This is a genomic window from Bacteroides ilei (genome assembly GCF_900128495.1).
Lineage (GTDB): Bacteria > Bacteroidota > Bacteroidia > Bacteroidales > Bacteroidaceae > Phocaeicola > Phocaeicola ilei.
The window spans coordinates 1,986,370-2,011,096 of sequence record NZ_LT635801.1 but is presented as its reverse complement, the minus strand read 5'-3'; the positions used below and the strand labels follow the sequence as shown (position 1 = coordinate 2,011,096).

The window sequence follows — 24,727 nt, the reverse complement described above, 5'->3', positions numbered from 1 at the left end:
CTTATTCCTTTCCTTATTAGATATTCAAACCAGAGAAACACATAAATGCCATTGCCATCAGACCTACAGTGATGAATGTGATGCCCAGACCTTTCAACGGAGCAGGCACGTCAGAGTAAGCCATTTTTTCACGGATGGCGGCCAGACCGACAATAGCCAGCAACCAGCCGAGACCGGAACCCAAAGCATAAGAAATGGCATCGCCGATACCACCGATGTACTTAGGATCGGACGGAGCCAGAGTAATACGCTGCTGCATGAACAGAGAAGCACCCATGATGGCACAGTTAACGGCAATCAACGGAAGGAAAATACCCAATGAAGCATACAGCGAAGGACTGAAACGCTCCACAATCATTTCCACCAGCTGAACGATAGCCGCGATAACGGCAATAAAGAGAATAAAGCTCAAGAAGCTCAAATCAATGCCCAGAATACCGTCGGCAGCCAAAACCTTAGTCTGCAACAGGTAGTTTACCGGAAGCGTAACCACCAACACGAAAGTTACGGCAATACCCAGTCCGAGCGCAGTCTTCACATTCTTCGAAACAGCCAGGTATGAACACATACCCAAGAAGAATGCGAAAATCATATTGTCCACAAAAATTGAGCGGACCAACAAACTTATAAAATGTTCCATTTTCTTTCTGTTTAATTAGTGATTACTTTTCCTGCAAATCTTTATTTTTGGCGCGCTGATACCAGATAAGACAAGCAACGATGATAAGTGCCATAGGAGGCATCAGCATCAGACCGTTGTTTACATAACCGATATTCTTCACCGCATCATAATTCAGGATATTGAAACCAAGCAGTGTTCCAGAGCCCAGCAATTCGCGGAAGAAAGCTACAATAACCAGAATCTTGGCATATCCCAGACCGTTACCGATACCGTCCAGACAAGATTCCCAAGGACCGTTTGCCATAGCGAACGCTTCCAGACGTCCCATCAGGATACAGTTCGTAATAATCAGTCCCACATAAACGGACAACTGTACACTTACATCGTAGGCAAATGCCTTCAACAGTTCACTCACGATAGTTACCAGAGCCGCAACAACTACCAACTGTACAATGATACGGATACGGTTAGGAATTGTTTTACGGATCAATGAAATCACTACGTTAGAGAAAGCAGTAATGATAGTCACAGAAAGACCCATTACAATAGCCGGTTCCAGCTTAGAGGTAACGGCCAATGCCGAACAGATACCCAACACCTGCACGGTAACCGGGTTGTTCAGGCTTAACGGAGTAGAAAATACTTCTTTATTCTTAGCTGAAAATAATTTTCCCATTGTTCGTTTTCCTCCTTATTATTTTGACATTAAAAAATTAGTGTACTGGCTCATGCAGTTCTTAAGCATGGCAGCCACACCGTTTGAAGTGATGGTACCGCCGGAAATACCGTCGACTTCGAACTCCGGATTTGCAACTTTACCGTTTTTCACTACAGTCAAGGCTACATTTCCGCCGTCCATAACGTGCTTGCCGGCAAACAGGCTCTGGAAATGAGGAGTGGCGATTTCAGCACCCAGACCCGGAGTCTCTGAAGCATGAGAGAAATAAGTGCCGTATACGGTATTCTTGTCGTCATCCAGTGAAACATATCCCCAGATAGCGCCCCACAAACCGGCACCGAACACAGGAACTACATACTTGGTCTTGCCGTCGATTTCACATACGAATACATGGGCACGGCCGTTTTCCTTGAATTCCTTTTCATAAGCTGTAACGAATTTGCCGTCGTATTCAGTCAGAGAACCGTCGGCAGCCACAATCATGTCAGCTTTTACCACTTTGGCGAACTCGGCCTCAGCATCGGCTACATCTGTAATACCGAGTGAAGAAAGAATCTGTTTCTTGGTGTCGAGTTCTACATTCTTACCCTGGAGGTCGCGCAAAGAAGAGTTCACGAACGCCAGCAGGAATGCTACGATAACAACCATTACCGAAGCATAAATGATAGTATATGAGTTACTATTAGTATTCATTGTATTTCGGTTTTATTTGTTAGACATAGCACGTTTTTCACGACGGGAAATATTATTCTGAACTACAATGTAGTCAATCAGCGGTGCAAAGATGTTCATCAGCAGAATAGCCAGCATCATACCCTCCGGATAACCAGGATTCAATACACGGATAATGATTGCCATTGCACCGATCAGGAATCCGTAAACGAATTTTCCGTTTTCTGTACGTGATGAAGTTACAGGATCGGTAGCCATAAATACTGCTCCGAAGCAGAAACCACCTACACACAAATGTTCATACCAAGGCATCTTGGCCATTGCTGTATCAGGACCGAATTCATTGAAGATCCATCCCATTACAATACCACCTACAAATACAGACAGCATTGTTTTCCAGCTAGCTACGCCACTCCACAACAGAATTACCGCACCAATTGCAATGGCTATTACGCTGGTTTCACCGATAGAACCCGGAATCAGACCAGTTACCATGTCCCATGAGAATGGAGGATAAGCGGTAGCATCGGTAGCTGTAGAAGCTACACCCAACGCTGTAGCTGATGTCAGGCCATCGACCGTTTTTCCCAAACCGAAGATACTGTCGCCCGATACCCATACTGCATCACCTGACATTTTGGTCGGATATGCGAAGAACAGGAACGCACGGGTAATCAATGCCGGGTTGAAGATATTCATACCTGTACCACCGAACACTTCCTTTGCAAAAATTACAGAGAAAGCAGTCGCTACGGCCAGCATCCACAACGGACAGTCTACCGGAACAATCATCGGGATCAGGATACCGGAAACCAGGAAACCTTCCTGAATTTCCTCTTTCTTCCACTGAGCGACAACAAATTCGATACCCAGACCCACTACATAAGAAACAATGATTTTAGGTAACACAGCCAGGAAACCATACACAAACATTTCAATGAAACTGCCTTCGAGTCCTACATGTGTGTAATGCTGGTAACCTACATTATACATACCGAACAGCAATGCCGGTATCAATGCAATCACCACGAGCGACATGATACGTTTGCTATCAATGGCATCGTGGATATGCGTACCTGTCTTCGAAGTCGTATTCGGGACAAACAGGAATGTTTCAAATCCGTCGAATACAGAACGAAGAGCATGATATTTGCCTCCCTCTTCAAAGTTCGGCTTTATCTTGTCAAGATAATTTCTTAATGCTTTCATTTAATTGATAATTCTATTGATTAGTATTAGCACATTTCACGACGGAGCATATCCAGTCCTTCACGAACGATGCGCTGCAATTCCATTTTTGAAGAGCAGACAAACTCACAGATAGCGAAATCTTCCGGAGCAACTTCATAGATACCCAGCTGTTCCATGCGGTCGATATCGCCTGCGATGATTGCCTTGATCAGATATTCCGGAAGAATATCCATCGGCAACACCTTATCATATTCGTTCGACATGATCATGTGACGTTCTCCACCCTTGACGCGGGCGTCAAGTACATATTCTTTCTTCTTGCCCATCAGCCAGCTGAAATAGGAATGGCTGGTACTGAATTCGTTGAAACGAGGCATAATCCAACCCAACATTTCATGGACATCGTTTCCTTCCGGAATAACGGTCACCTGACTGTGGAAAGCTCCCAGGAAACCATTGGCAGGGATCTTCTTGCCAGTCAACACATTACCGCTGATATAGCGCAACTCCTTGCCTTCCGTAACGTTACCTGCAAATACATCGGTCAGCATGGCACCGACTTTCAGCTTGCAATAGGCAGGCTTCTTTACTTCCGAACCTGTAACCGCTACGGTACGGGTCAGGTCTACACGTCCCGTATTGAACAGACGGCCGATGAAGATTACAGCCTGTGGATCGATAGTCCACACAGTTTCACCTTTATTTACCGGCGCAATATGATTGATCTGCACACCCACATTACCTGCAGGATGAGGTCCGTCAAATACTGTAACGGTTACATTCTTAGCCTGTGTCAGGGCTGCAGATTTCTGATTGACACTAATACTCAGGTAAGTCTTGGCCATTTTAGCCAAAGCATCCAGACCTGTCTGGAAATTTGCTTCCTCCCCCTTCAATACAAATTCAAAATCGGGGGCCAGCGGATTCGAGTCAAAGGCAGAAACAAAGATTGCCCTCGGGGCAACCGTCGGATCGGCAATCACATCATACGGACGCTGACGCATGAACGCAAACATACCTGAATCCAACAAAGCAGCCTTGACAGCCGCTCCATCCATTCCAGCTACATTCTTCTTGCCGAATTCCTGGTAATCCTGTTCTTCTGCCGCCTGGACGGTAATGCTCATTACCTTACGGCGAGCTCCGCGCTCTACACTTGTCACTACGCCGCTTACGGGCGAAACAAATTTCACTTCAGGATGATTCTTGTCTATAAACAAGGGTCCTCCAGCCATAACATATTCCTGTTCCTTAACGACCACTTTCGGAGTAACTCCTGTAAAATCATCCGGAACCAATGCATAGAATCCGGGCTCTTTCACAGCAACCACTTCTGCGGCGGCCTTACCTTTCAGGTTTATGTCAAGACCTTTACGTAATTTTATTAAATTAGCCATATCGGGTTATAAAAAATGGTTTTATAATTTGACTGCAAAATTAAAGAAAAAATAAGTGATAAATGCAACACTTTCCGGCTAATTACGGAAATAATTCTTTAAACAGCCGAAAGATATATTCACCTGTCTTGATTTTGTATTACTTTTGTAAAGTATAGTAAGCAAAAAGCCTTTATCCATGACCTTAAAAAGCGATTTTCCATTAAATTAAGCACAATACACAATAGAGACAAACCGTTTTTTAAACTTCAGATTTCGTTTCATCACCTTAATTATATAAACAGACAAGGTGACAGAAGTATTATTGTCTGACAATAAACTTCCATCACCTTATCGTATTATCTATGATTTAAGTCCTATTCTTCGGAAGCGAACATCGGATCCCATGCCGGCAGACGGATCGGTTTCTGCTTCAGGATATCCAAGACCTTATCCGAAACATATTTCTTTTCCACTACCAGACGGAACATGTATTCATTGAACCACTCGTCGGTCATAATAAGATGGCCCTTATAACCGGCCTCGGCTCCCCAACTGTTCTCTACCATCCATTTTTTAGGCTTTCCATCCTTGTCCAGATCGACGGCCATCAAGGTCATGGCATGACTTGATCCGCTGGCAAAAGTCTGTATACGCTGCTTCTTGTCCATTCCGAAAGTAGTACCGAGCAAAGAATCATAATCGAAATTATTCAGATCCAGCGTACCGCGCTTACTGTCCATAAATTTCGCCACATCACAGGAAAAGTACATCATCGTACTGTCCTTGATCGACTTTATGGCCATCTCCTTGATTTCTTCGATCGGCAGATTCACATATGTCCAGTTCTTTCCGTCATAGACATGACGGTCAAAATCTATTTCATAACATTTATAGAATTCACGGCTGGGATCATTCATCAGCATCACATAACCGTTCTTCAAATCATTTCCTAGGAATTCCTTATAGAAAGACTGTGGAGTATATTCTTTCGTCACTCCCTTGACTGTCCATGTAAAATGTTCTACAGGCTCACCGAAAGCCAGAGCAAGCATATGATAAACAGTACATAACATATCGGTCTTTGTCTTGGCCAATGCGTTTTCCTTTGCACCTTTGGCTGCGTCGTCACGCAACTTCAGGCCGAACTCTTTCAACTTCAAACCAACCAGACGGCTGATCTGGGAAGTATTTTCACTGGAATATGTTTCAGGCATGACTGCAGCCGGCACAACCCCGTATTTTTCAATGATATCCGAAATTCCAGTAAACTGTCCGCCGTCATTGATCGGATTACGGAACAGCCATTCTACCATCTTGTCATCCATCGGTTTCTCACGGGTATCGATGATTCCCTGCAAGAACAGATTTGCCTTTTCAAGCTGGTCATAAAAGAAACAATAGTTCTGTGAGAATTCCATATCGTCAATGCCATACTTCGCCATCATCTGGGCACGTAGCACATTCAGACCGGTAAACAGCCAGCATCTGCCCGACTGTTGCTGGTCGGTAATACCATGAGAAACTACTTTATCCGAAAAATGAGTATCGAAGTTAGCCAGGTTTTCATGATTCTTGGCCAATACGGCAATACTTGTCCCCGCCATCGCATTATAAATGGCTTTATCGGCGGCGGTATGTTTATAACTGCTTTTTATCTGACTCAGCATATCTTGCGAAATACCTCCCTGCTGGGCCTGTGCCGAAAAAGCCATAGCCATCAGGCACATCAATGTCACACTTTTCTTCATCATTTTCTGTCCTTTTAAAAAATATTGCGTCAAAAATACGAAATCAGATTCATTTTTTCAACATATCCCAGCATAGATACCCTCCCTTAATTAAAAATAATGAAATTCCTTGTCCAAATATCTGATACTTCCGGCGATATTTGTAATTTTGATTAATTTTTGGAGAAAATACATGAGCAAGTTCAACCGCATAAAACATATTACCCGGTTTGCAATTATCCTGATGCTGGTTTTCTATTTCGGGATAATTGCCATATTGAACATGCCTTTCATCCAAAACAGAATAACACGGCTGACTGCCAAAGAACTCGGAAATCTGTTACAGACGGAGGTCAGCATCGGCAATATTGACTTGGGTCTCCTCAACCGTATCATTATACAGAACGTCAACATAAAGGACAGACAAAATAAGGATATGCTGAAGATTTCACGCCTATCCGCCAAGTTCGAAATATCATCCCTCCTGCATGGCAAGATACGCATCAACAGCATCCAGCTGTTCGGCCTCAACGCCCAGCTGAACCGGCCTGCCCCGGGAAAAGAAAGCAACTTCCAGTTTATCATCGACACATTCGCTTCGAAAGACACTGTAAAGAAAGAATCGGATATAGACCTGCGTATCAATACCATACTGGTCCGCCGCGGCCAGATCCATTATAATTTGCTCTCCTCTGCCAAAACGCCTGGAAAATTCAATAAGGACCATCTGAATTTCAACAACATATCAATGACCCTTTCGTTGAAGGCCTTGACCGCAGATTCCATCAATGCCCAAGTGAGGAGAATGAGCTTCAACGAAGAAAGCGGATTCAGGCTGAAAAAACTGGCGTTACGCTTTACGGCAAACAAAAAAGGCATGAAACTGACGAACATGGAACTCCAGCTTCCTGACACCCAGCTTTCCATCGATACGTTACAGGCAACCTATGACAGTATCCCTACATCGATCCGACTGGACCGGAATATCCGGTATGCAACCCAGCTCCAAGCCCGCATCACTCCGAGCGACCTGTCATGTTTCGTTCCTGCCCTGAAGGACTTTACCAAACCTATCGATATCAAGGTTTCCATCGAAGGACAAGGGAACCGGACCGAATGTACGGAATTCTACCTTTCCAATTCCGACCGCTCAATGCTGGTTCAAGGCGAAGGGATGGCCAACCATTGGAATAAAACCGATGAAATGTATCTGTTCGGCAAAATAACCGAGATGCATGCCAATACCGACGGACTTTCCTGGCTATTGAAAAACCTGACAGGAAACAATGATATTCCAGACATTCTGGAACGGGTACAATATATCCGCTTCAAAGGGGATATATCGGGCTACCTGCACCAACTTACTACACACGGTACTCTGGAATCGGGTGTAGGTGACCTTTACGCCAACGTAACCATGTATGCCGACCCGGCCACTTCCCGCCGTTCCTATTCCGGAAAAATTTCAAGTCCTGAACTGGACTTGGGAACCCTGTTGGATAAAGACAATACATTCGGAAACGCCAACTTCGATCTGGAACTGGAAGGTTTCCAATATAAAAACGGAATGGCAGAATCGTATGTAAAAGGAAGTATACCATCCATTACCTACAAGCAATATGAATATAAAAACATCCGACTCGACGGGAAATACACCCCCGGAGGATTCAACGGAAAACTTACACTGAATGACGAAAATGCCAGTATTGACATCAACGGATCATTCGCTACCCGCCAGGCTGTACCCGACTACAATCTGACAGCTATAGTCCGTCATTTACGCCCACATGCCCTGAACATCAGTAATAAATATGAAAATACAACCATATCACTCAAACTGAACGCAAATTTTCAAGGCCATTCCATCGATGATATGGAAGGAGCTATAGACATCGACAGCCTTACACTTGCTGCACCCGATTCAACAAAATCATATTTCCTCAAGAACCTGAACATTACTGCCGACATTGATCCGAATGGTCAGAAACAGGTAGACATACACTCTTCGTTCATGAACGGTTCCATAAAAGGAAACTATTCATACAAGACCTTACCGGCCAGCATATTCAAGACAATGCAGATATATATACCGTCACTGTTGGACTACGACAAGAAACTTCCCGAAACAAAAAACAATTTTGATTTCCAGTTCCAGCTTGATGATTCCCAACTGTTCTCCAAAGTGTTGGATATACCCCTTGACATAGAAATGCCTGCAACATTGGCAGGATTTTTCAACGATAGCCAAAACAAGGTGCATATCAGGGCATATGCCCCCCAATTCACCTATAACGGCTCTTACTATGAAGGAGGAAATCTGCTTTGTGACAATAATGGAACGGAGATGCAATGCCAGATCCGTACAAATAAGAAACTGGCAAAGGGGGCTATGCTGACCCTGGCAATAAACGCTATAGCCAAGGATGACAAACTACAGACAACTGTAAACTGGGGAAACAATACAGAATCGACATTCAGCGGTGAACTGAAAACCGTTGCCCGCTTCCTGAAATCCGAATCACACGGAAAGATTGCCACCAATATAACCGTTCAGCCAAGTGAAATCATCCTGAATGACAGCATATGGAAAATCCACCCATCGGAAATCCATATCGATAAAAACATCATCGACATTCAGGACTTTCATTTCGAGCATGGCAACCAATTCCTGAGGGCCGACGGCAGAATCGGTAAGGAAGAAAACGATTCCTGTATGGTAGACCTGAATAATATCGACCTCCAGTATGTACTCGACATAGTGAACTTCCATACAGTCAAATTCAACGGGCTGGCTACCGGACGCGTACATCTGCGGCATATTCTTGATAAACCGGTCATGTATACACGACTGGACGTGAAGGATTTCCGCCTCAACGATGCATTGCTGGGCCAGGCAGATATCCATGCCCGATGGGACGAAGAGATAGGTGGAGTCCGGTTATCAGCCGACATGCATGAAAACGGAGGGTATACTACCAAAGTTGATGGCTTCGTATCCCCCAAAATGAAGGGACTGGATCTGCATATCCAGGCGGGAGGGACACAATTGGCTTTCCTCCAACCGTTCATCAGCGGAATTTTCAGTGACATGAAAGGACGTACATATGGAAATGTCCGGCTTCACGGACCATTTGCCGCTATGGATCTGGAAGGAGATGTACGGGCAGATGCCAGCATGAAGATAAATATCCTGAATACGTCCTTCAGGGCACAGACGGACTCAGTCCATATCACTTCCGGCTATTTCGGATTCAACAATGTCAGGCTGACAGATCCGGAAGGACATACCGGATATGTCAACGGAAATATCCGACACACCAAACTCAAGAACCTGATGTACCAGTTCCAGTTCGATACCCGTAACATGCTGGTTTACCATACAGAAAAAGAAACACCCGATTTCCCGTTCTACGGACAGATCTATACAACAGGGAACATCCGACTGAGAGGAGGGAACAATACATTAAGCGTTGACGGAAACGTCCGTACCGACAGAGGCACCACGTTTACATACGTAACGGCAACGGCTGCGGAAGCTACCAGCAACCAGTTCATCACCTTTGTCGACAAGACTCCACGCCGCAAACAGGATCTGCTGCATACCGAACTTTATCACCACCTGAACAGACAGGAACAGGAAGATGAAGACGATACTCCAATCGACATGTATCTCAACCTGCAGATAGAAACCACCCCCGAAGCAACCATGCGTATCATTATGGATCCGGTTGCCGGCGATAATATCTCGGCCAAAGGAACCGGAAACCTACAGATGAATTTCTACAATAAAGGTGAATTCCAGATGTTCGGTAACTACAACATCAACGAGGGGATTTACAAAATGAGTATACAGAATGTGATACGTAAAGACTTCATACTGCAGCCGGGAGGTATCGTATCCTTCAACGGAAACCCGAAACAGGCCAACCTGAATGTCCAGGCAGTCTATACCGTCAATTCAGCTTCTCTGAATGACCTGGTGGCCGATGCATCCAACAGCAAAGGGACGGTCAAAGTCAACTGCCTGATCAACATGTCCGGAAACCTGACGGCCCCTAGCCTCTCCTTCGGCCTGGAATTACCGACTGTAAGCGATGAAGACCGGGAGCTGGTACAAAGCCTGACAAGTACAGAAGAACAGATGAATACCCAATTCATCTATCTGTTAAGTATAGGCAAATTCTATACTTACGACTATGCCAATAACAGTACCCAGTCCGACGCAACCAGCTCACTTGCCTTCAGTACCCTTTCCGGACAGCTCAACAACATGTTGTCGCAGGTAATCAACAGCCAGAACTGGAATATCGGAACCAATCTGAGCACAGGAGAAAAAGGATGGACCGATGTGGAAGCCGAAGCTATCCTGTCGGGAAGACTGCTCAATAACCGACTGATCATCAACGGAAATTTCGGTTACCGGGATAATCCGATGAGAAATACTAACTTTGTAGGAGATTTCGAGGCAATGTGGCTGCTGACCAAAAACGGTGACCTCCGTCTGAAAGGATATAACCAGACCAACGACCGTTACTTTACCAAATCAACCCTTACTACCCAAGGTATCGGCCTGATGTACAGTAAAGACTTTACCAGCTGGCGTGAACTGTTCGACTGGCTTCTGTTGAACCGACGGAAAAACAGACCGACAGAAGAGCAGGATGACCAGCCCGCAGCCCAACAAAAAAGAGAAAAAGACAAGAACAAATAATCAGAAAATGAAAAATTACTTTTTACCGGCCGAATGGCATGCCCAAAGCTACATACAGCTAACCTGGCCACATGCAGAAACCGACTGGGCCTATATGCTTGAAGAAGTAGAAACATGCTTTCTGCAGTTAGCCCGTGAGATAGCGTCACGACAACCATTGTTGCTGGTTGCACCGGCTTTTCCCAAAGCTCTGGAAAATGTGGAGTATAAAGAGAATATACATTTCGTAAGTTGCCCCACCAATGACACCTGGGCCCGGGACCATGGATTCATCACGCTACTTGAGAAAGATACGGAAAAACCTCTCCTGCTCGATTTCTGCTTCAACGGATGGGGAATGAAATTTGCTGCCTGCAAGGACAATCTCATCAATACGAACCTCTATCAGAGCGGACAAGTAAAGGGTGAATACATTAACTGCCGTAATTTCGTACTTGAAGGCGGATCCATTGAAAGTGACGGCGAAGGGACACTTCTCACCACGGCACCCTGTCTGCTTGCTCCCAACCGTAACGACACCATGGACAGGGAATCAATAGAACAATACCTGAAAGAGCGATTCAATTTAAAGCAGGTACTTTGGATCGAACATGGCTATCTGGCCGGAGACGACACCGACAGTCATGTCGACACACTTGCCCGCCTTTGTCCAGACAATACAATTGTCTATGTCCAATGTAAAGACAAGAATGACGAACATTACCGGGAACTTCATGCAATGGAAGAACAACTGCAGACATTCAAGACTCCCGAAGGAAAACCATACAGACTTCTTCCACTTCCGATGACAGATGCCATATATGATGAAGAAGGGAAACGCCTACCGGCCACATATGCCAATTTCCTCATCATGAACAATGCGGTGCTCTACCCTACCTACAGACAACCGGGAAAAGACAAAGAAGCCGCCCGCATACTTGCCATTGCTTTCCCTGACCGGGAAATTGTCGGAATAGACTGTTGTGCCCTTATCAAACAGCATGGTTCACTCCATTGCGTCACAATGCAATACCCTAAAACTGTAAAACCGTAAATAAAAAATAATATGAAAAGAGTAATTCGCACAGGCATCGTACAGCAATCATGTACGAATGACCTGAAAATGAACCTGGAAAAACTTCACCGAAACATAGCATCCGTAGCACAGGCCGGTGCACAGCTGGTCGTACTGCAGGAACTTCACAATACCCCTTATTTCTGTCAGACAGAAGACACCAACCTTTTCGATCTGGCAGAACCTATCCCCGGCCCTTCAACCGGATTCTATAGCGAAATAGCGGCTGCCTACCATATTGTACTGGTAACTTCACTTTTCGAACGCCGCGCTCCGGGACTTTATCACAATACCGCTGTAGTGTTCGATACAGACGGAAGCATAGCCGGAAAATACCGGAAGATGCATATTCCGGATGATCCTGCCTATTATGAAAAATTCTATTTCACCCCCGGCGATCTTGGCTTCGAACCGATCGAGACATCTCTCGGAAAACTGGGTGTACAGGTCTGCTGGGACCAATGGTATCCGGAAGGAGCACGTCTGATGGCACTGAAAGGAGCCGAACTTCTTATCTATCCGACCGCTATCGGATGGGAAAGCACAGATACACAAGATGAGAAAATGCGTCAGCTGGGAGCATGGGTGACCGTACAACGCGGACATGCCGTAGCCAACGGACTGCCGGTCATTGCTGTCAACCGTGTAGGACTGGAACCGGATCCTTCCGGACAGACCAACGGCATCCAGTTCTGGGGAAACAGCTTCGTAGCCGGCCCTCAGGGAGAGATTCTGGCCCAGGCCGGCAACCTGAAAGAAGAGAACATGGTGGTAGATATAGATATGGACCGTTGTGAGAATGTCCGCCGCTGGTGGCCTTTCCTGCGCGACCGCCGTATCGATGAATTCAGTAATCTGACCAAACGTTTCATCGACTGATATCATCGTATGAATATGGAAAATCCCCTCACTTCTGCAATCATTGTCCCTATGCAGAAGTAAGGGGATTCTTATTCTTTCCTTTTCACATTGTTACCGGCTTCTCCAGAAACTCGGAGCAAACATCAGCAAAATGCCGAACAGTTCCAGACGCCCTATCAGCATGAGGAACGAAGAGACCCATTTGGCAGCGTCAGGAAGAGCATTCCATGAAAAAGCCGGTCCGAAATCATTCAGTCCGGGCCCTACGTTTCCGATACTCGATACCGCTATACCGAAAGCATTCCCCATATCAAGACCTATAAACATCAGGATCAGCCACCCCACAAAAATACACATCAAATAAAATAAGGCAAATGTAGTCACGGTGGAAATGGTATGTTGTGACAATGTCTGTTTGTTCACTTTAATCGGTAACACGGCCCTCGGATGGATCAGCCGGTTGAATTCGTTCTTTACATTCTTAAAGACAATCAGTATACGCAAATTTTTCATGCCCCCGCCTGTCGAACCGGTACAGCCACCGGCTATCATCGTATAAATCAGCAGCAGCCAGGTAAACTGAGGCCACATATTATAATCGTCTGTGGCGAAGCCACATGAGGTATGGATGGACGAAACCTGAAACAAGGCCCTACGGAAAGCCAGTTCGACTCCATAATCATTTCTGAAAACCAATGCAACAGTTATCAGCAAAGTAACGATACCTAAAGATCCAAGGTACCATTTCAATTCACCGTCCTTGAACAGATGACCGAATTTCCCTTTCAGACACATGAAATAAAGCGTAAAGTTAGCGCCCGAAAGAATCATGAAAATCGAAATGACATATTCTATATACGCAGAATTCCAATAGGCCACACTCGCCTGTTTGGTAGAATAACCGCCGGTAGCGGTTGTTGCAAATGCATGACACACAGCATCAAAAAGATTCATTCCCCCCAACATCAGCAAGATTGTTTCGGCCACGGTCAAAATCAGATAAACCGACCATATCAACTGGGCCATTGTACTGATTTTCGGATGAATCTTATTATGCTGTACTCCCGTAGCCTCAGCTGAAAACAAGACCTGGTTTCCCACTCCGAAAATCGGAAGCACCGCAATGGTAAAGAACACGATGCCGAGTCCGCCTATCCATTGGGAAAAACATCGCCAGAATAACATTCCATAAGGTAACGCCTCAATATTATCCAATATAGTGGCTCCCGTAGTCGTAAATCCCGACATGGTTTCAAAAAAGGCATTGCTCACAGAAGGAATATCCCCGCTGAGGTAAAAAGGCAACATTCCGAATACGGTAAAAAGCAACCAGGTGAAAGCCACGATACAGTAGCCGTCGCGCCTTCCCAGACGATTTTCGGCATTTCGTCCCAAAACAAGGAACCCGCAACCCACTGCTGCCGTAATTAAAGTCGTATAGATAAAATAAATATATTCCAGTTCCCGATAGCATAAGGATACACCTGCACAAATCAGAAACATAATACATTCAATAAAAAGCAGAATACCCAGAATACGGAAAATCATCCTACGGTTCAGCAGACTGTTTTCCCTGTTCCCCCCTAAATAGACATTCTTATTTATATTTATATCCGTTTCCATCTTTTCACTAATAGTTTATGCAAAACTAATCAAAAGATAGGACTTGGAAGCCTTTTTACCGACAAATATCCATTTCAACCGTCCAAGATGCGGTACATTCCGAAATTTTATGTAATTTGCAGGAGATTTGTAAAATTTCATTTATTTACTTGGATAGACTTATATACTATGAGTAAACTCAAACTGAACCTGATCAAAGCACTCACTGGTATTGATGTTGAACAATTGCAGAATGACAATGAGAATCTGCTGATCAAGAACCAACAACTTGCAACAGACATCAGAGATGCCAACAAAGATGTTTCCTATAACAAGACACATCTTTCCGAAACTCAAGAAGAACTGGCAAAAGCCCAAAGCGAAATTACCCGTCTGCAGACATCTGTATCCGGATTCCAACAGGAAATTTCCCGCCTCCAGAATGAAATATCCAGTCTTCAGTCGGATAAAGAAGAAAGCCTGACCAAACTGCAGCACAGCACGGAAGAAACGGCTTCACTGGAAACTACCGTCAATCGTCTTACCGGGCAGTTACAGGAAACGGAACAGAAAATCAGTGGACTGACAACAGATAAAAGCGGACTGGAAAAACAGATACAGGATCTCCAACAGCAACTCGAAGAAAACAGACAGAAAATTCAGAATCTGTTACAAGAGAAACAGCAGCTTACGGAAGAAACAGCTTCATTGAAACAAAATTGTGAAACACTTGAAAAAGAAAGAACCGATTTAATACACAAAATCGAGGAATCCGACTCCAAACTTCAGGAACTGAGCGATTCATATGCGGCACAACAAAAGGATAACCAGCAGTCGCAAACAGAATTACAGCAGCAAAAACAGGCCAATGAACAGTTACAGGCCGACCTTGACAACCTGAAAGGCCAAATAAAGGACCTGCAGACCAGCTATGATAATCTGGAAGCTGAAAAACAGAAACAGGCCGAAAACAGCAAGCAACTGGAAGAGAATTACCGGCAACTGCAGGAAGATAACAGACAACTGCAGGAAACATTGTCTGCACAACAGGCTTCAATCGAAGAAATCAGTGCCGACAAGGAGAATGCCTTAAAGGAACTCCAGAACCTGCAAAAGAAACATACAGAATGGGAAAACGAAAAGGCCGGACTGATGGAACAGAACGCAATGCTCCAGAAACAGATTTCTGAAATGCAGCAACAGGCGACTGAAAACCAGGAACCTTCCCCCAACGTACAGAAACCGGAACCTTCCACTGTACCTCAAGAGGCACAAAAGGAAAAAGAGCCGGAAACCACAGGCAATATCCTGGAGGACTACCAGAAAATGAAAGCCAAACTGGAAGAAAGTACGCTGCATCATCCTTATACCCGGATAACGACAGAGCCCGACGGATCGCAGTTCATTTTCGAATCAAAAACCCTGCAACTCAAGGCCGAGCTCTTTATCTGGGGAGTTGAAGGCAAGGAAGTGGTTCTGGACGATGTCCATTTCATACCTTATAATGAAATAGCCGATATTGAAGGACTTGAAACACCTTTTTCTACAGAAACCCTGGACTGTAACTTTTCTGATGAAGGGAATGGAACGGAAGTAGCCGAAACATTGTTGATGAGCATCTGCAGTTACCGCCCTATCCAGATAAGTTACCACGACAAAAACGGACGGATCTATAACCGCAACTTATATTGGGTCAGTTTCCTTCCAGAAAACGGGAACAAGATCCGTCTGCCGTATGAAGGTCTCTTCCATGATATGTTCAATGACAACATTGATGCCGACCATATCATAGCCATGTGCTCCCATTATCCGGACCCGAAGATCTTCATCATCAACCAGATACAGTCCATACGCATTTTCGATGCCTTTGTGACCGACCAAAGAGGAATCAATGCCCTGATTGACGGATTATGCAGTGCTCTGCTGGCATCCCAATCCGAAGCGGCCGAACTGATCTATCAATGCCTGCCCGAGAAATTCAGGAAACTTCCTGCCGTAGTCGCCAACCGGGCCCATTATAAAGTGATAACGGGCGACTATGAAGAAGCGATGGAACTGTATATGTCTATCGACCCGAAAACTCATGTGTCAGAAAACATGACTTGGGAAATGGCCAATGCAGCCGATTTCGATGACCTCATCCGTCATAATATAGCTGCCGAAGCTTTTATACAGCTGAAAGAGGCACTGGGCGAGCAAGGCTGGAATCTGGAATAAAACTATTCCCGATACAGATTAAAAATAAAAAAAGCTGTTCCTGTCTTTTATGGCAAGAGCAGCTTTTTCCGTGTCAGAAATTTCCGCCAGAAGAAAACCTAGTATCGGTAAAATGCAGGAACTGGCAAATGCATTCCTGCCATAGTCAGGCCATTATCCTTTGCATACTGCAAAAAATATTTGCGTGATTCCACAGCTTCCTGCTTATCCATATCAAAAGCCGCACAGATTTCCGGATGTACCATCTGTAAAGCCGCACCGTGCATCAAATCACCCGTTACCAGCAGTTTACCGGTTTGAAAGACCGTATGTCCCGGTGTATGCCCCACAGCCTTCAAGGCTACCACTTTACCTGGCAATGTATCACCGAACTCAAACAGATGCAAACGTTCCTTATAAGCTTCCATGGTATGCACCACCTGTTCTTTCTGGTCGGCGGGCATCTTCATCCATCCGTCATATTCAGCTTTGGCTGCATATACTTCGGCATTAGGGAACACTACGCTGTCTCCCTTCATCATACCACCGATATGGTCTCCATGGAAATGGGTCAGATAGATATACTTGATATCGGCAGGAGATATACCCAGGGATTTCAGTCGTCCCAACAAACGGCTGTCCCCGGCTCCCATTCCCGTATCGAACAGAATCCTGACACCTCCGGCCTTCACCAGAAACGTGCTTATAGAAGAAGGTATTCCGTTCTGGAGTCCCAGACTGTCAATCAACTGGTCTGAAGCGTCGGCAAACAACGTTCTCGGCATCAGACGATCTTCAGCATTATCCTGTATCCATGTCGCTTCCACATCACCCAACTGAATGGTCTTGATTCCGCTGTCTGTCACCTGTACACTGTCACTCATCTTGTCAGATTTTGCCTGTTTCCCTGCATTTCCACTACACGCCGACAAGGCTAACAGGAACAGCCCGGCCAGCGCCCAACTTGTCTTTCCTTTCATACGCATTGATTTATAGTATTATACATAAAGTTTATAAAGCCTTTTTCTTATAGAGAGTCTCCCACCATTGAGGATCGTCCTGCAGCCATTTGGCAAACCACGCAAAAATGGTATTCTGCCACTGCACACGTTTGTTGTAATCCACAATATGGTGATCCTGTCCCTCTACCACAACAAATGCAGTCTCCCGGTTCAACAGCTTCAAAGCCGTGTACATCTGGATACTTTCACCAATCGGCACATTATGGTCTACAGATCCATGAAGGAACAATAACGGTGTATGGATCTTATCGGCATTGAACAGCGGGCTATGGTCAACAAACAGTTCCTTGTTTTTCCATGGATAACTGTTGGCAGCCGAAACCTCACTATAGGAATATCCCCAATAACCTTCCCCCCAATAGCTGGTATGATCACTGATTCCCGCATGTGAAATAGCTGCTGCAAAGATATCCGTTTTGGTCTGCAGATACTGGGTCATGAAACCACCGTAGGAAGCACCTATACAACCTATCTTCTTTTCATTCACGAACGGATGCTCCAACACGAATTTTTTGGTCCCTTCTATGATATCATCGGCCACATAATCTCCGAAGGTATTGACATGACGTGCCGAAAACTCCTGTCCGAAACCGGTAGCTCCGCTCGGTTCGACCACATAAACTACGTACCCCAAAGCAGCATAGGCATGATGCGGATAACGGCTTTCAAATGTACGACTGGTCGGACTGCATCCTCCATAATAGTTCACAATCATCGGGTATTTCTTTTCCGGATCGAAATGAGGCGGCAGATAATAACGTCCGTAAATCGTATCTCCCCTTGAATTGACAAAATTCCAGGCTTCACATCTGCCCAGTTCCACATTCTCCAGTATATCCTTGCTCAAATCTTCCTGTAAGCTCACCTTATTGTTCTTCAGGTTTACGGTATACATCCGGTGGGAGTTCGAAGCGCTCACACCATAAAAAGCCATATACGGCGACTGGGTAGCTACCGAATAATCCATCACCAGATCCTCAGGAACTTCAATCCGGGTTATCTTCCCGTTTTCCGGATTCATCCGATATAACGAATAATAGTCTCTGTTTTCTGCCGTAAAATAAATCCGGTCATCACTTCTGCTCCATACCGCACGCTGTACACTCGGATTGAAATCACAGGTAAGCGGTGTCACTTTCCTATCATCCAGATTCATCATGAAAAGCTGGTAATCGAACATGCTCGGAGTCTGCCCCTCACGCACATTCTTACCGATACCTCCCAACGCCTCCGGACTGCCTGTTATCAGGATTTTTTCAGCATCCGGCGAAAAAGAGGCATTTGCAATGAAACCATCCTTATCTACCAACAGCTCGGCATGCAGTGAATTTACATCCAATTTATACAAAGAGAACAGCGTGGTAGGACGGGCTCCCATACGCTGTGAAGTCACCATAACCAGCAACGATTTCCCGTCGGCCGATATATCGGTTGCAGTCACATTCCGGTAACCGAATGTAAGCTGCTGTATCAGACCCGACTTCAAATCAAGCTTCGCCAGATAAGTACGGTTCCTCCACCCGGGCTGCCGGTCATCAGGCTCAACAATCTCATATATTTCCTTTTTCTCCTTAGGACCCTCCTGCACCATTGTAAAAAGCAGATAATCCTCGGTCGGGGCAAATTCAAAACGTCCGTCCGGCAAATCCCTTACAATAACTTCTTCAGTACCATCCAACGGACTGACGACTACCAGTTCATTGCCGGCAATGCCTTTACGGGTATAGTAATATTTGCAGGAACGTGGCATCCAATGCAAGGTTTCCGCACGTTCGGCCACTATTTTCCCGGTTGACAACTCCGTTACACGTGATGAAGCAACCGTTTTTCCTCCCGTAAAAGTCGTTGTATATGCCGATATCAAGTATTTCCCGTCGGCCGAAACTTCCACACCCGAAAAACGCTTACCATTCAATACATCGGTCAGAGTATACATACGTTTACCGTCCTTACGGATACTAAACACTTCATCCCTATCACTTTCCAGACTTACTTTCGGGTGTTCCGGACGTCCGGGTACAGAAAGAAACTTGACCACAACCGGATGAGTTCCCGGTTCAAGGCTCAGATCCAGATTCTCCTTCAACTCCCCGTCCACATAAACCTGATAAGACTTGACACTGTCTACCGACAGCTTCACCTTCCCGTAACGGTGGTTTTCCAAAGTAAAGCTTATCAGATGCAGGGCATATCCTCCACCGGAAACAGGCAATGACCCGGCCGAGATTTCTGCAGCCCTGTCAATCCCCGTCCACGACAACGGTGTCTTCAGCAAATCTTCCTCCGACCATTCCTTTGAATCAACATTCACACTGTCCACCTCAAAAGGCTTCTGGACAGGATACGGCCCCATATACTTGAACAGCGTAACATCCGTATGTCCGGCATGGAGCAACATTCCCCAGCATAAAGAACATAACATCAACAATTCCTTTTTCATTTTGCGATATATCTAGATTTCATCGATACAAAGATACAAAATCCAATAAAAAAACTACCTTTGTAAAGAATCTATAATCTATTACCAATTATCACTACTGTCCACTAAAAATGGACAAGGTTAAAAATTAAATAAATTCGATTCACTTGAATCATATCGGTCTTTGACATTTTTGAAATTCGATTTGTCAAACAAGTCACTGAGATGTGTTTTGTCAGTTAGAGAAATTCCGAGAATTTGGAGAACTTCATAGATGCTGCGTTCTAATTTCATATCGTGTTGGACTATTGCTACTAGGCAGTAAGTGATTATCGCACAATAGATTTGTATGCGTACAGCGTTTTCCGATGTTCCCCAAAACTTCTTAATTCTGAGGTGTTGTTTTATCCATTTGAAGAACAGTTCAACACTCCATCTGTTTCGATAAAGCGATGATATTAACTCCGCAGATGCATTAAGATTATTCGTCAGAAAGATGTATCGTGTACCGTCTTCAGGATTCTCAACGATGAGTTTTTTAAGTTCTTCGGGGTACTCCTTAGAACTTTTATAAACCGTAAAGCATCCGATTACATCCGAAACTACACCTTCCGGCAATCTTCGTTTCCAGGTTTTAGGCTTGATCCGTACATTTGTTTTGGCTCGTACAACGAAGAAAGCGCCTATACGATTTATTGTATTAAGGTTGCTGAAATCGTTATACCCTCGGTCGAATATGTAATGCGCTCCTGATTCGTATGGAATCTCAGACATAGCCTTTGAATCGTGAATATTGGCAGATGTAATATGCACAAATGCAGGTACTTCCGCCTCAACATCGTAGAGCGTATGCAACTTTATTCCGCCTTTATGTTTGCGAAATTTAGCCCACTCAAACACTGACAGGCACAGATCAATCGTTGTAGAGTCAAATGCATAAACATGACCGTCAAGTTCGAATATTTTATTGATTCTACGCTTGCGAGCCTCGGCAATCATGAATGTTGCGTATTCTTCGAAGATGCGGTAGTTACGTTGCTCATTAGCCTTACTAAGATTGCTCCGAGTTACAGACTTCCCGATTCCTAGATGGTAAAGTTTTCCAGCATGAGCTTCCATAGCCACAATCAAATCTCTGAGACTCTCTCGATTAGATAGCTGACCGAACATCATCGTAAGTAGTTGATTCCAACAGGTATAGCTTTTGATATATTTATCGCCTTCATACTTTGTAACGATACGATTGAATTTACTTCGGTCAAGGAACTTAACTAATTGGGCAAAAATATATGGGTCTTTATGCATAACGGTCTGAAAATTACCACAAAAGTAAATTCAAATCCGTTCTCTCCAAAATCCCCTATAACAAATTGAATTTCAATAATTTCAAGGAACTTCTATGATTTTTTAGTGGACACTAATGACCAATTATTTATTATTATGATCTACAGAAAACTATATCCGCTCATAGGAATAGGCTTGGCCGCCCTCATGATTTCCTGCTCCAGCAACCGCTTCACCACTTCTTCAGGACTCGACCGTAGAGACTTCCGGCAAAAGGTGGAAGGCAAAAAGACAAACCTTTACAAAATAGCCAACAAGAACGGCATGGAAGCCTGCATAACCAATTATGGAGCACGTATAGTTTCACTGATGGTCCCCGATAAAAACGGCAGGCTACAGGATGTCGTCTGCGGTTTCCCCACCATTGGAGAATACACCAGCCAGTCGCAGAATTACGGGGCTATCGTAGGCCGGTATATCGGACGGATCCTGGGTGCCCGTTACACCCTTGACGGAACAGAATATCAACTCCAGGCCAATCACAGTCTGGGACATACAGCTCACGGAGGAAACCCCAACTTCGGAGCCCGTATGTGGAAAGTGAAACATACCACACCATCCTCCATTACCCTGAACTATGTTTCCCCCGACGGTGAAAACGGATTCCCGGGAAACCTTGATATCACACTTACCTACACCATTACAGACGACAATGCACTCGACCTGCAGTTTGAAGCGGTAACCGACAAGCCAACGGTTCTGAACCTCTGTAACCATTCCTTCTTCAACATTTCGGGCAACCTGAACAAAAGCGTTGAGGACCAGATCATGTGGGTAGACGGCGATTACTTCACACCATACGATAAGAACAAATGTGTAACCGGAGAGATGTGGCCGGTCGAATCCACACCACTGAACTTCAAGACACCCCATTCTATAGGTGAGCATATAAACGACAACTACGGGCAACTAAAAGTCACCAACGGATATGACCATGCATGGGTACTCAACCACCCGGGCGATGACAGTAAACCCGCCATGTGGGTATACGACAAAGAAAGCGGACGCAAAATGGAGGTATACACCACAGAACCTGGTATCCATATCTACACCGGAAACGGACTGAAGGGTAAAGTAAAAGGAAAGGACGGAATCTATTATCCGTTCCGTGCCGCCGTATGCTTCGAGACCTGCCATTTCCAGGACAGCCCGAACAATCCACAGTTCCCGTCCACAGCTCTCCGTCCGGGTGAAACCTTCAAGAGCCACACCATGTTCAAGTTCATTATCGAAAAAACAATATAACCATGCAAGAAAAGAACAACCACATACAGATAACCGTAGCCGACATTACCAGGTTGCAGGTAGATGCCATCGTAAACGCAGCAAATAATACACTGCTCGGAGGTGGAGGTGTAGACGGAGCGATACACAGGGCTGCAGGCAGGGAACTGCTTGAAGAATGTAGAAAACTCGGCGGATGCAAGACGGGAGAAAGTAAAATTACCGAAGCCTACAGATTACCTTGCAAAAAGGTGATCCATACCGTCGGACCGGTATGGCATGGAGGGAAATACAATGAACCGGAACTGTTGGCCTCCTGCTACGATACCGCTATGAAATTAGCGGAGTCTTACAACCTGAAGAGCATTGCTTTTCCGTGTATCAGCACGGGAGTTTACAATTATCCCAAGAAAGAAGCTGCCCGTATTGCTTTGGACACGATATCCAGACATCTGGACAGCGGAGATTATAAAGGTGACGTCATCCTCTGCTGTTTTTCCGAAGCAGATGCAGAAATCTACAGGAAGCTTCTTGCTTCACGGCAGTAGGAAGCAAAGTAAGTGAAACCTGACAGAGTAATATACATGAAGCCGCTACAACGGCAAACGTATCACTCTGTCAGGAAAAACTGTCATTTTGTATGATATTGGAAAGTGTCCTGGAACCAGCTGACAACTTTCTCAATTACCGGCTGCTGGAACCAGTACAAGTCACCATGTCCGGCACCTTCCACAACTATATACGTTGCATCATTCCCCTTTTCAGTCAGCGCCTTGAACAATTGTTCACTCTGTACCGGCGATACAAGTTTATCGTTATCACCGTGCATGATCAGAAACGGAGGCATATGTTCCTTCACATGACTAAGCGGACTGGCCGACAAAGCCTTTTCCGGATCCGACAGGATGCTAGCACCAGGAAAATCGGCGAAAGCCGCACCGTGTACCAGCAACGCTTCCGTAACGGCAGGCGAAGCATGTACCTGTTGTATACGTTCGGAATACCCTTCGCCTATATTCAACAAGTTACTGATACCGTATATCGTAACGGCAGCCTGCACGTCAGACGACTGGTCCAGGTAGTCTCCCTTGTCAAATTCTTTTTCACCATTGGTCGTTCCTACCATCTGTGACAGATAACCGCCAGCCGAATCCCCAATCACTCCGATACGACCGGGATCAATTCCTAATTGGGATGCATGTGCCCTCAGGTAACGCACAGCCGCTTTACCGTCTACAACCAGTGCCGGAAACTTGTCGGGAACCGTCCTATATTCCGCCGCTGCCACTACAAAACCCGCTTTTGCCAGTGCCATACGCATCTCGATGAATTTTTCATAATCGGCAGAAGTAAAACCTCCTCCAGGAAAATATACAATAGCCGGCTTCGGAGTCTTGGTACGTGGAACCAGAAGAGTCATCTTCAAAGGCCGGTTACTTCGGGTTGAAAGAATTTGCGAATAGATTACTCCACTTATCACATCAATCTGTCCTTCCGAAATTTCCACTTTCATACTCTCCTGCCTGTTTTCACCAGACTTTTCTGACGCTGCCGACAGTCCGAAGGCGTTTCCAGCCAACAGGACAGCCATAATCCAAATACTTTTCCTCATAATTCTAATAGGTTTATATTTTTTCCAAAAACAAATATCTTCCATCATCACAACTTGAAGATCTGTTCCATCAATTTCCATTTTTCATGAGACGCCTGTCCCGGCAAAGCCTTCTGGTATTTTGCCATATGGGCTTCCCATTCCGCCTGCCGGGGCAATGTAGCCAACCGCCCGTTATCTTTCTCCCAGTCAAAGTCATCTACCGTATCGGCTATCATGAACAGATGTGTTCCATAGATATAAATCTGCATATCCAGAATACCTACCTCACGGATACCGGCCTTGACTTCTTCCCATACGTGTTTATGTTCCTCTACATAAGCAGCTATCAGTTCCGGATCATCATATAGTTCCAGCGTCTGACAATATCTTTTCATAATCCTCTAAATTTTAAAGTTATCAATACAATGGC

At 45.1% G+C, this 24,727-nt stretch carries 18 protein-coding genes; 6 read left to right on the top strand and 12 right to left on the bottom strand.

Going from position 1 to position 24,727, the window contains the following annotated elements; genetic code table 11:
• Nucleotides 1-16: 16 nt before the first annotated feature.
• The 6 genes from nqrE to BQ7489_RS08570 all read right to left on the bottom strand — a co-directional run bounded on the left by nqrE (nucleotide 17) and on the right by BQ7489_RS08570 (nucleotide 6,291).
• A complete protein-coding gene (gene nqrE / locus BQ7489_RS08595; RefSeq protein ID WP_072530687.1) occupies nucleotides 17-640 on the bottom strand; it encodes an NADH:ubiquinone reductase (Na(+)-transporting) subunit E in 624 nt (207 codons plus the stop codon).
• A 22-nt stretch (nucleotides 641-662) separates the two neighbouring features.
• On the bottom strand, nucleotides 663-1,298 hold the full coding sequence (locus BQ7489_RS08590; protein ID WP_072530686.1) for an NADH:ubiquinone reductase (Na(+)-transporting) subunit D: 636 nt from the start codon (nucleotides 1,296-1,298) through the stop codon (nucleotides 663-665).
• Between the two features lie 18 nt (nucleotides 1,299-1,316).
• Nucleotides 1,317-1,994 carry a Na(+)-translocating NADH-quinone reductase subunit C gene (locus tag BQ7489_RS08585; RefSeq protein ID WP_072530685.1) on the bottom strand — a complete coding sequence of 226 codons (678 nt, stop codon included), beginning with the start codon at nucleotides 1,992-1,994 and terminating at the stop codon, nucleotides 1,317-1,319.
• 12 nt (nucleotides 1,995-2,006) lie between these two features.
• Nucleotides 2,007-3,182, bottom strand: coding sequence for an NADH:ubiquinone reductase (Na(+)-transporting) subunit B (locus BQ7489_RS08580; RefSeq protein ID WP_072530684.1), 1,176 nt, complete (start codon nucleotides 3,180-3,182; stop codon nucleotides 2,007-2,009).
• Between the two features lie 26 nt (nucleotides 3,183-3,208).
• On the bottom strand, nucleotides 3,209-4,561 hold the full coding sequence (locus BQ7489_RS08575) for a Na(+)-translocating NADH-quinone reductase subunit A (RefSeq protein WP_072530683.1): 1,353 nt from the start codon (nucleotides 4,559-4,561) through the stop codon (nucleotides 3,209-3,211).
• Between the two features lie 356 nt (nucleotides 4,562-4,917).
• Nucleotides 4,918-6,291 (bottom strand): C1 family peptidase, encoded by a 1,374-nt coding sequence (locus BQ7489_RS08570; protein WP_072532088.1) that lies wholly within the window; start codon nucleotides 6,289-6,291, stop codon nucleotides 4,918-4,920.
• Between the two features lie 172 nt (nucleotides 6,292-6,463).
• Here BQ7489_RS08570 and BQ7489_RS08565 point away from each other — a divergent pair, with 172 nt between their 5' ends.
• From BQ7489_RS08565 to BQ7489_RS08555, 3 genes are read left to right on the top strand one after another with little or no spacing between them, the layout of a single operon-like run.
• Nucleotides 6,464-10,981, top strand: a complete 4,518-nt coding sequence (locus tag BQ7489_RS08565; protein ID WP_072530682.1) for a translocation/assembly module TamB domain-containing protein — start codon at nucleotides 6,464-6,466, stop codon at nucleotides 10,979-10,981.
• A gap of 7 nt (nucleotides 10,982-10,988) precedes the next feature.
• Nucleotides 10,989-12,014, top strand: a complete 1,026-nt coding sequence (locus tag BQ7489_RS08560) for an agmatine deiminase family protein (protein ID WP_072532087.1) — start codon at nucleotides 10,989-10,991, stop codon at nucleotides 12,012-12,014.
• A gap of 12 nt (nucleotides 12,015-12,026) precedes the next feature.
• A complete protein-coding gene (locus BQ7489_RS08555) occupies nucleotides 12,027-12,914 on the top strand; it encodes a carbon-nitrogen hydrolase (protein ID WP_072530681.1) in 888 nt (295 codons plus the stop codon).
• A gap of 93 nt (nucleotides 12,915-13,007) precedes the next feature.
• Here the strand turns inward: BQ7489_RS08555 and BQ7489_RS08550 are convergent, their stop codons facing one another.
• Nucleotides 13,008-14,519: a TrkH family potassium uptake protein gene (locus tag BQ7489_RS08550; protein WP_072530680.1), complete on the bottom strand. Its 1,512-nt coding sequence runs from the start codon at nucleotides 14,517-14,519 to the stop codon at nucleotides 13,008-13,010.
• A gap of 168 nt (nucleotides 14,520-14,687) precedes the next feature.
• Here BQ7489_RS08550 and BQ7489_RS08545 point away from each other — a divergent pair, with 168 nt between their 5' ends.
• A complete protein-coding gene (locus BQ7489_RS08545) occupies nucleotides 14,688-16,715 on the top strand; it encodes a coiled-coil domain-containing protein (protein WP_072530679.1) in 2,028 nt (675 codons plus the stop codon).
• A 98-nt stretch (nucleotides 16,716-16,813) separates the two neighbouring features.
• Here BQ7489_RS08545 and BQ7489_RS08540 read toward each other — a convergent pair whose 3' ends face one another.
• The 3 genes from BQ7489_RS08540 to BQ7489_RS08530 form a co-directional block, all read right to left on the bottom strand.
• A complete protein-coding gene (locus BQ7489_RS08540; protein ID WP_072532086.1) occupies nucleotides 16,814-17,674 on the bottom strand; it encodes an MBL fold metallo-hydrolase in 861 nt (286 codons plus the stop codon).
• A 31-nt stretch (nucleotides 17,675-17,705) separates the two neighbouring features.
• Nucleotides 17,706-20,156: an alpha/beta hydrolase family protein gene (locus BQ7489_RS08535; RefSeq protein WP_072530678.1), complete on the bottom strand. Its 2,451-nt coding sequence runs from the start codon at nucleotides 20,154-20,156 to the stop codon at nucleotides 17,706-17,708.
• Nucleotides 20,157-20,276: 120 nt separating this feature from the next.
• Entirely contained in the window at nucleotides 20,277-21,440 is a 1,164-nt protein-coding gene (locus BQ7489_RS08530) for an IS4 family transposase (protein WP_072530677.1), read from the bottom strand.
• 135 nt (nucleotides 21,441-21,575) lie between these two features.
• On the opposite strand from BQ7489_RS08530, the gene BQ7489_RS08525 reads away from it, so the two are divergent.
• Together BQ7489_RS08525 and BQ7489_RS08520 are read left to right on the top strand one after the other, a co-directional pair.
• Nucleotides 21,576-22,724, top strand: coding sequence for an aldose epimerase family protein (locus BQ7489_RS08525; RefSeq protein WP_072530676.1), 1,149 nt, complete (start codon nucleotides 21,576-21,578; stop codon nucleotides 22,722-22,724).
• A gap of 2 nt (nucleotides 22,725-22,726) precedes the next feature.
• Nucleotides 22,727-23,251, top strand: a complete 525-nt coding sequence (locus tag BQ7489_RS08520; RefSeq protein ID WP_072530675.1) for an O-acetyl-ADP-ribose deacetylase — start codon at nucleotides 22,727-22,729, stop codon at nucleotides 23,249-23,251.
• An 83-nt stretch (nucleotides 23,252-23,334) separates the two neighbouring features.
• Here the strand turns inward: BQ7489_RS08520 and BQ7489_RS08515 are convergent, their stop codons facing one another.
• Nucleotides 23,335-24,315: an alpha/beta hydrolase gene (locus BQ7489_RS08515; protein WP_072532085.1), complete on the bottom strand. Its 981-nt coding sequence runs from the start codon at nucleotides 24,313-24,315 to the stop codon at nucleotides 23,335-23,337.
• Nucleotides 24,316-24,362: 47 nt separating this feature from the next.
• Nucleotides 24,363-24,692 (bottom strand): L-rhamnose mutarotase, encoded by a 330-nt coding sequence (locus BQ7489_RS08510; protein ID WP_072530674.1) that lies wholly within the window; start codon nucleotides 24,690-24,692, stop codon nucleotides 24,363-24,365.
• Nucleotides 24,693-24,727 lie beyond the last annotated feature (35 nt).

Coding starts and splice junctions, on each gene's coding strand:
- nqrE (WP_072530687.1), bottom strand. CDS start 640: ATGGAACATTTTATAAGTTTGTTGGTCCGCTCAATTTTTGTGGACAAT.
- BQ7489_RS08590 (WP_072530686.1), bottom strand. CDS start 1,298: ATGGGAAAATTATTTTCAGCTAAGAATAAAGAAGTATTTTCTACTCCG.
- BQ7489_RS08585 (WP_072530685.1), bottom strand. CDS start 1,994: ATGAATACTAATAGTAACTCATATACTATCATTTATGCTTCGGTAATG.
- BQ7489_RS08580 (WP_072530684.1), bottom strand. CDS start 3,182: ATGAAAGCATTAAGAAATTATCTTGACAAGATAAAGCCGAACTTTGAA.
- BQ7489_RS08575 (WP_072530683.1), bottom strand. CDS start 4,561: ATGGCTAATTTAATAAAATTACGTAAAGGTCTTGACATAAACCTGAAA.
- BQ7489_RS08570 (WP_072532088.1), bottom strand. CDS start 6,291: ATGAAGAAAAGTGTGACATTGATGTGCCTGATGGCTATGGCTTTTTCG.
- BQ7489_RS08565 (WP_072530682.1), top strand. CDS start 6,464: ATGAGCAAGTTCAACCGCATAAAACATATTACCCGGTTTGCAATTATC.
- BQ7489_RS08560 (WP_072532087.1), top strand. CDS start 10,989: ATGAAAAATTACTTTTTACCGGCCGAATGGCATGCCCAAAGCTACATA.
- BQ7489_RS08555 (WP_072530681.1), top strand. CDS start 12,027: ATGAAAAGAGTAATTCGCACAGGCATCGTACAGCAATCATGTACGAAT.
- BQ7489_RS08550 (WP_072530680.1), bottom strand. CDS start 14,519: ATGGAAACGGATATAAATATAAATAAGAATGTCTATTTAGGGGGGAAC.
- BQ7489_RS08545 (WP_072530679.1), top strand. CDS start 14,688: ATGAGTAAACTCAAACTGAACCTGATCAAAGCACTCACTGGTATTGAT.
- BQ7489_RS08540 (WP_072532086.1), bottom strand. CDS start 17,674: ATGAAAGGAAAGACAAGTTGGGCGCTGGCCGGGCTGTTCCTGTTAGCC.
- BQ7489_RS08535 (WP_072530678.1), bottom strand. CDS start 20,156: ATGAAAAAGGAATTGTTGATGTTATGTTCTTTATGCTGGGGAATGTTG.
- BQ7489_RS08530 (WP_072530677.1), bottom strand. CDS start 21,440: ATGCATAAAGACCCATATATTTTTGCCCAATTAGTTAAGTTCCTTGAC.
- BQ7489_RS08525 (WP_072530676.1), top strand. CDS start 21,576: ATGATCTACAGAAAACTATATCCGCTCATAGGAATAGGCTTGGCCGCC.
- BQ7489_RS08520 (WP_072530675.1), top strand. CDS start 22,727: ATGCAAGAAAAGAACAACCACATACAGATAACCGTAGCCGACATTACC.
- BQ7489_RS08515 (WP_072532085.1), bottom strand. CDS start 24,315: ATGAGGAAAAGTATTTGGATTATGGCTGTCCTGTTGGCTGGAAACGCC.
- BQ7489_RS08510 (WP_072530674.1), bottom strand. CDS start 24,692: ATGAAAAGATATTGTCAGACGCTGGAACTATATGATGATCCGGAACTG.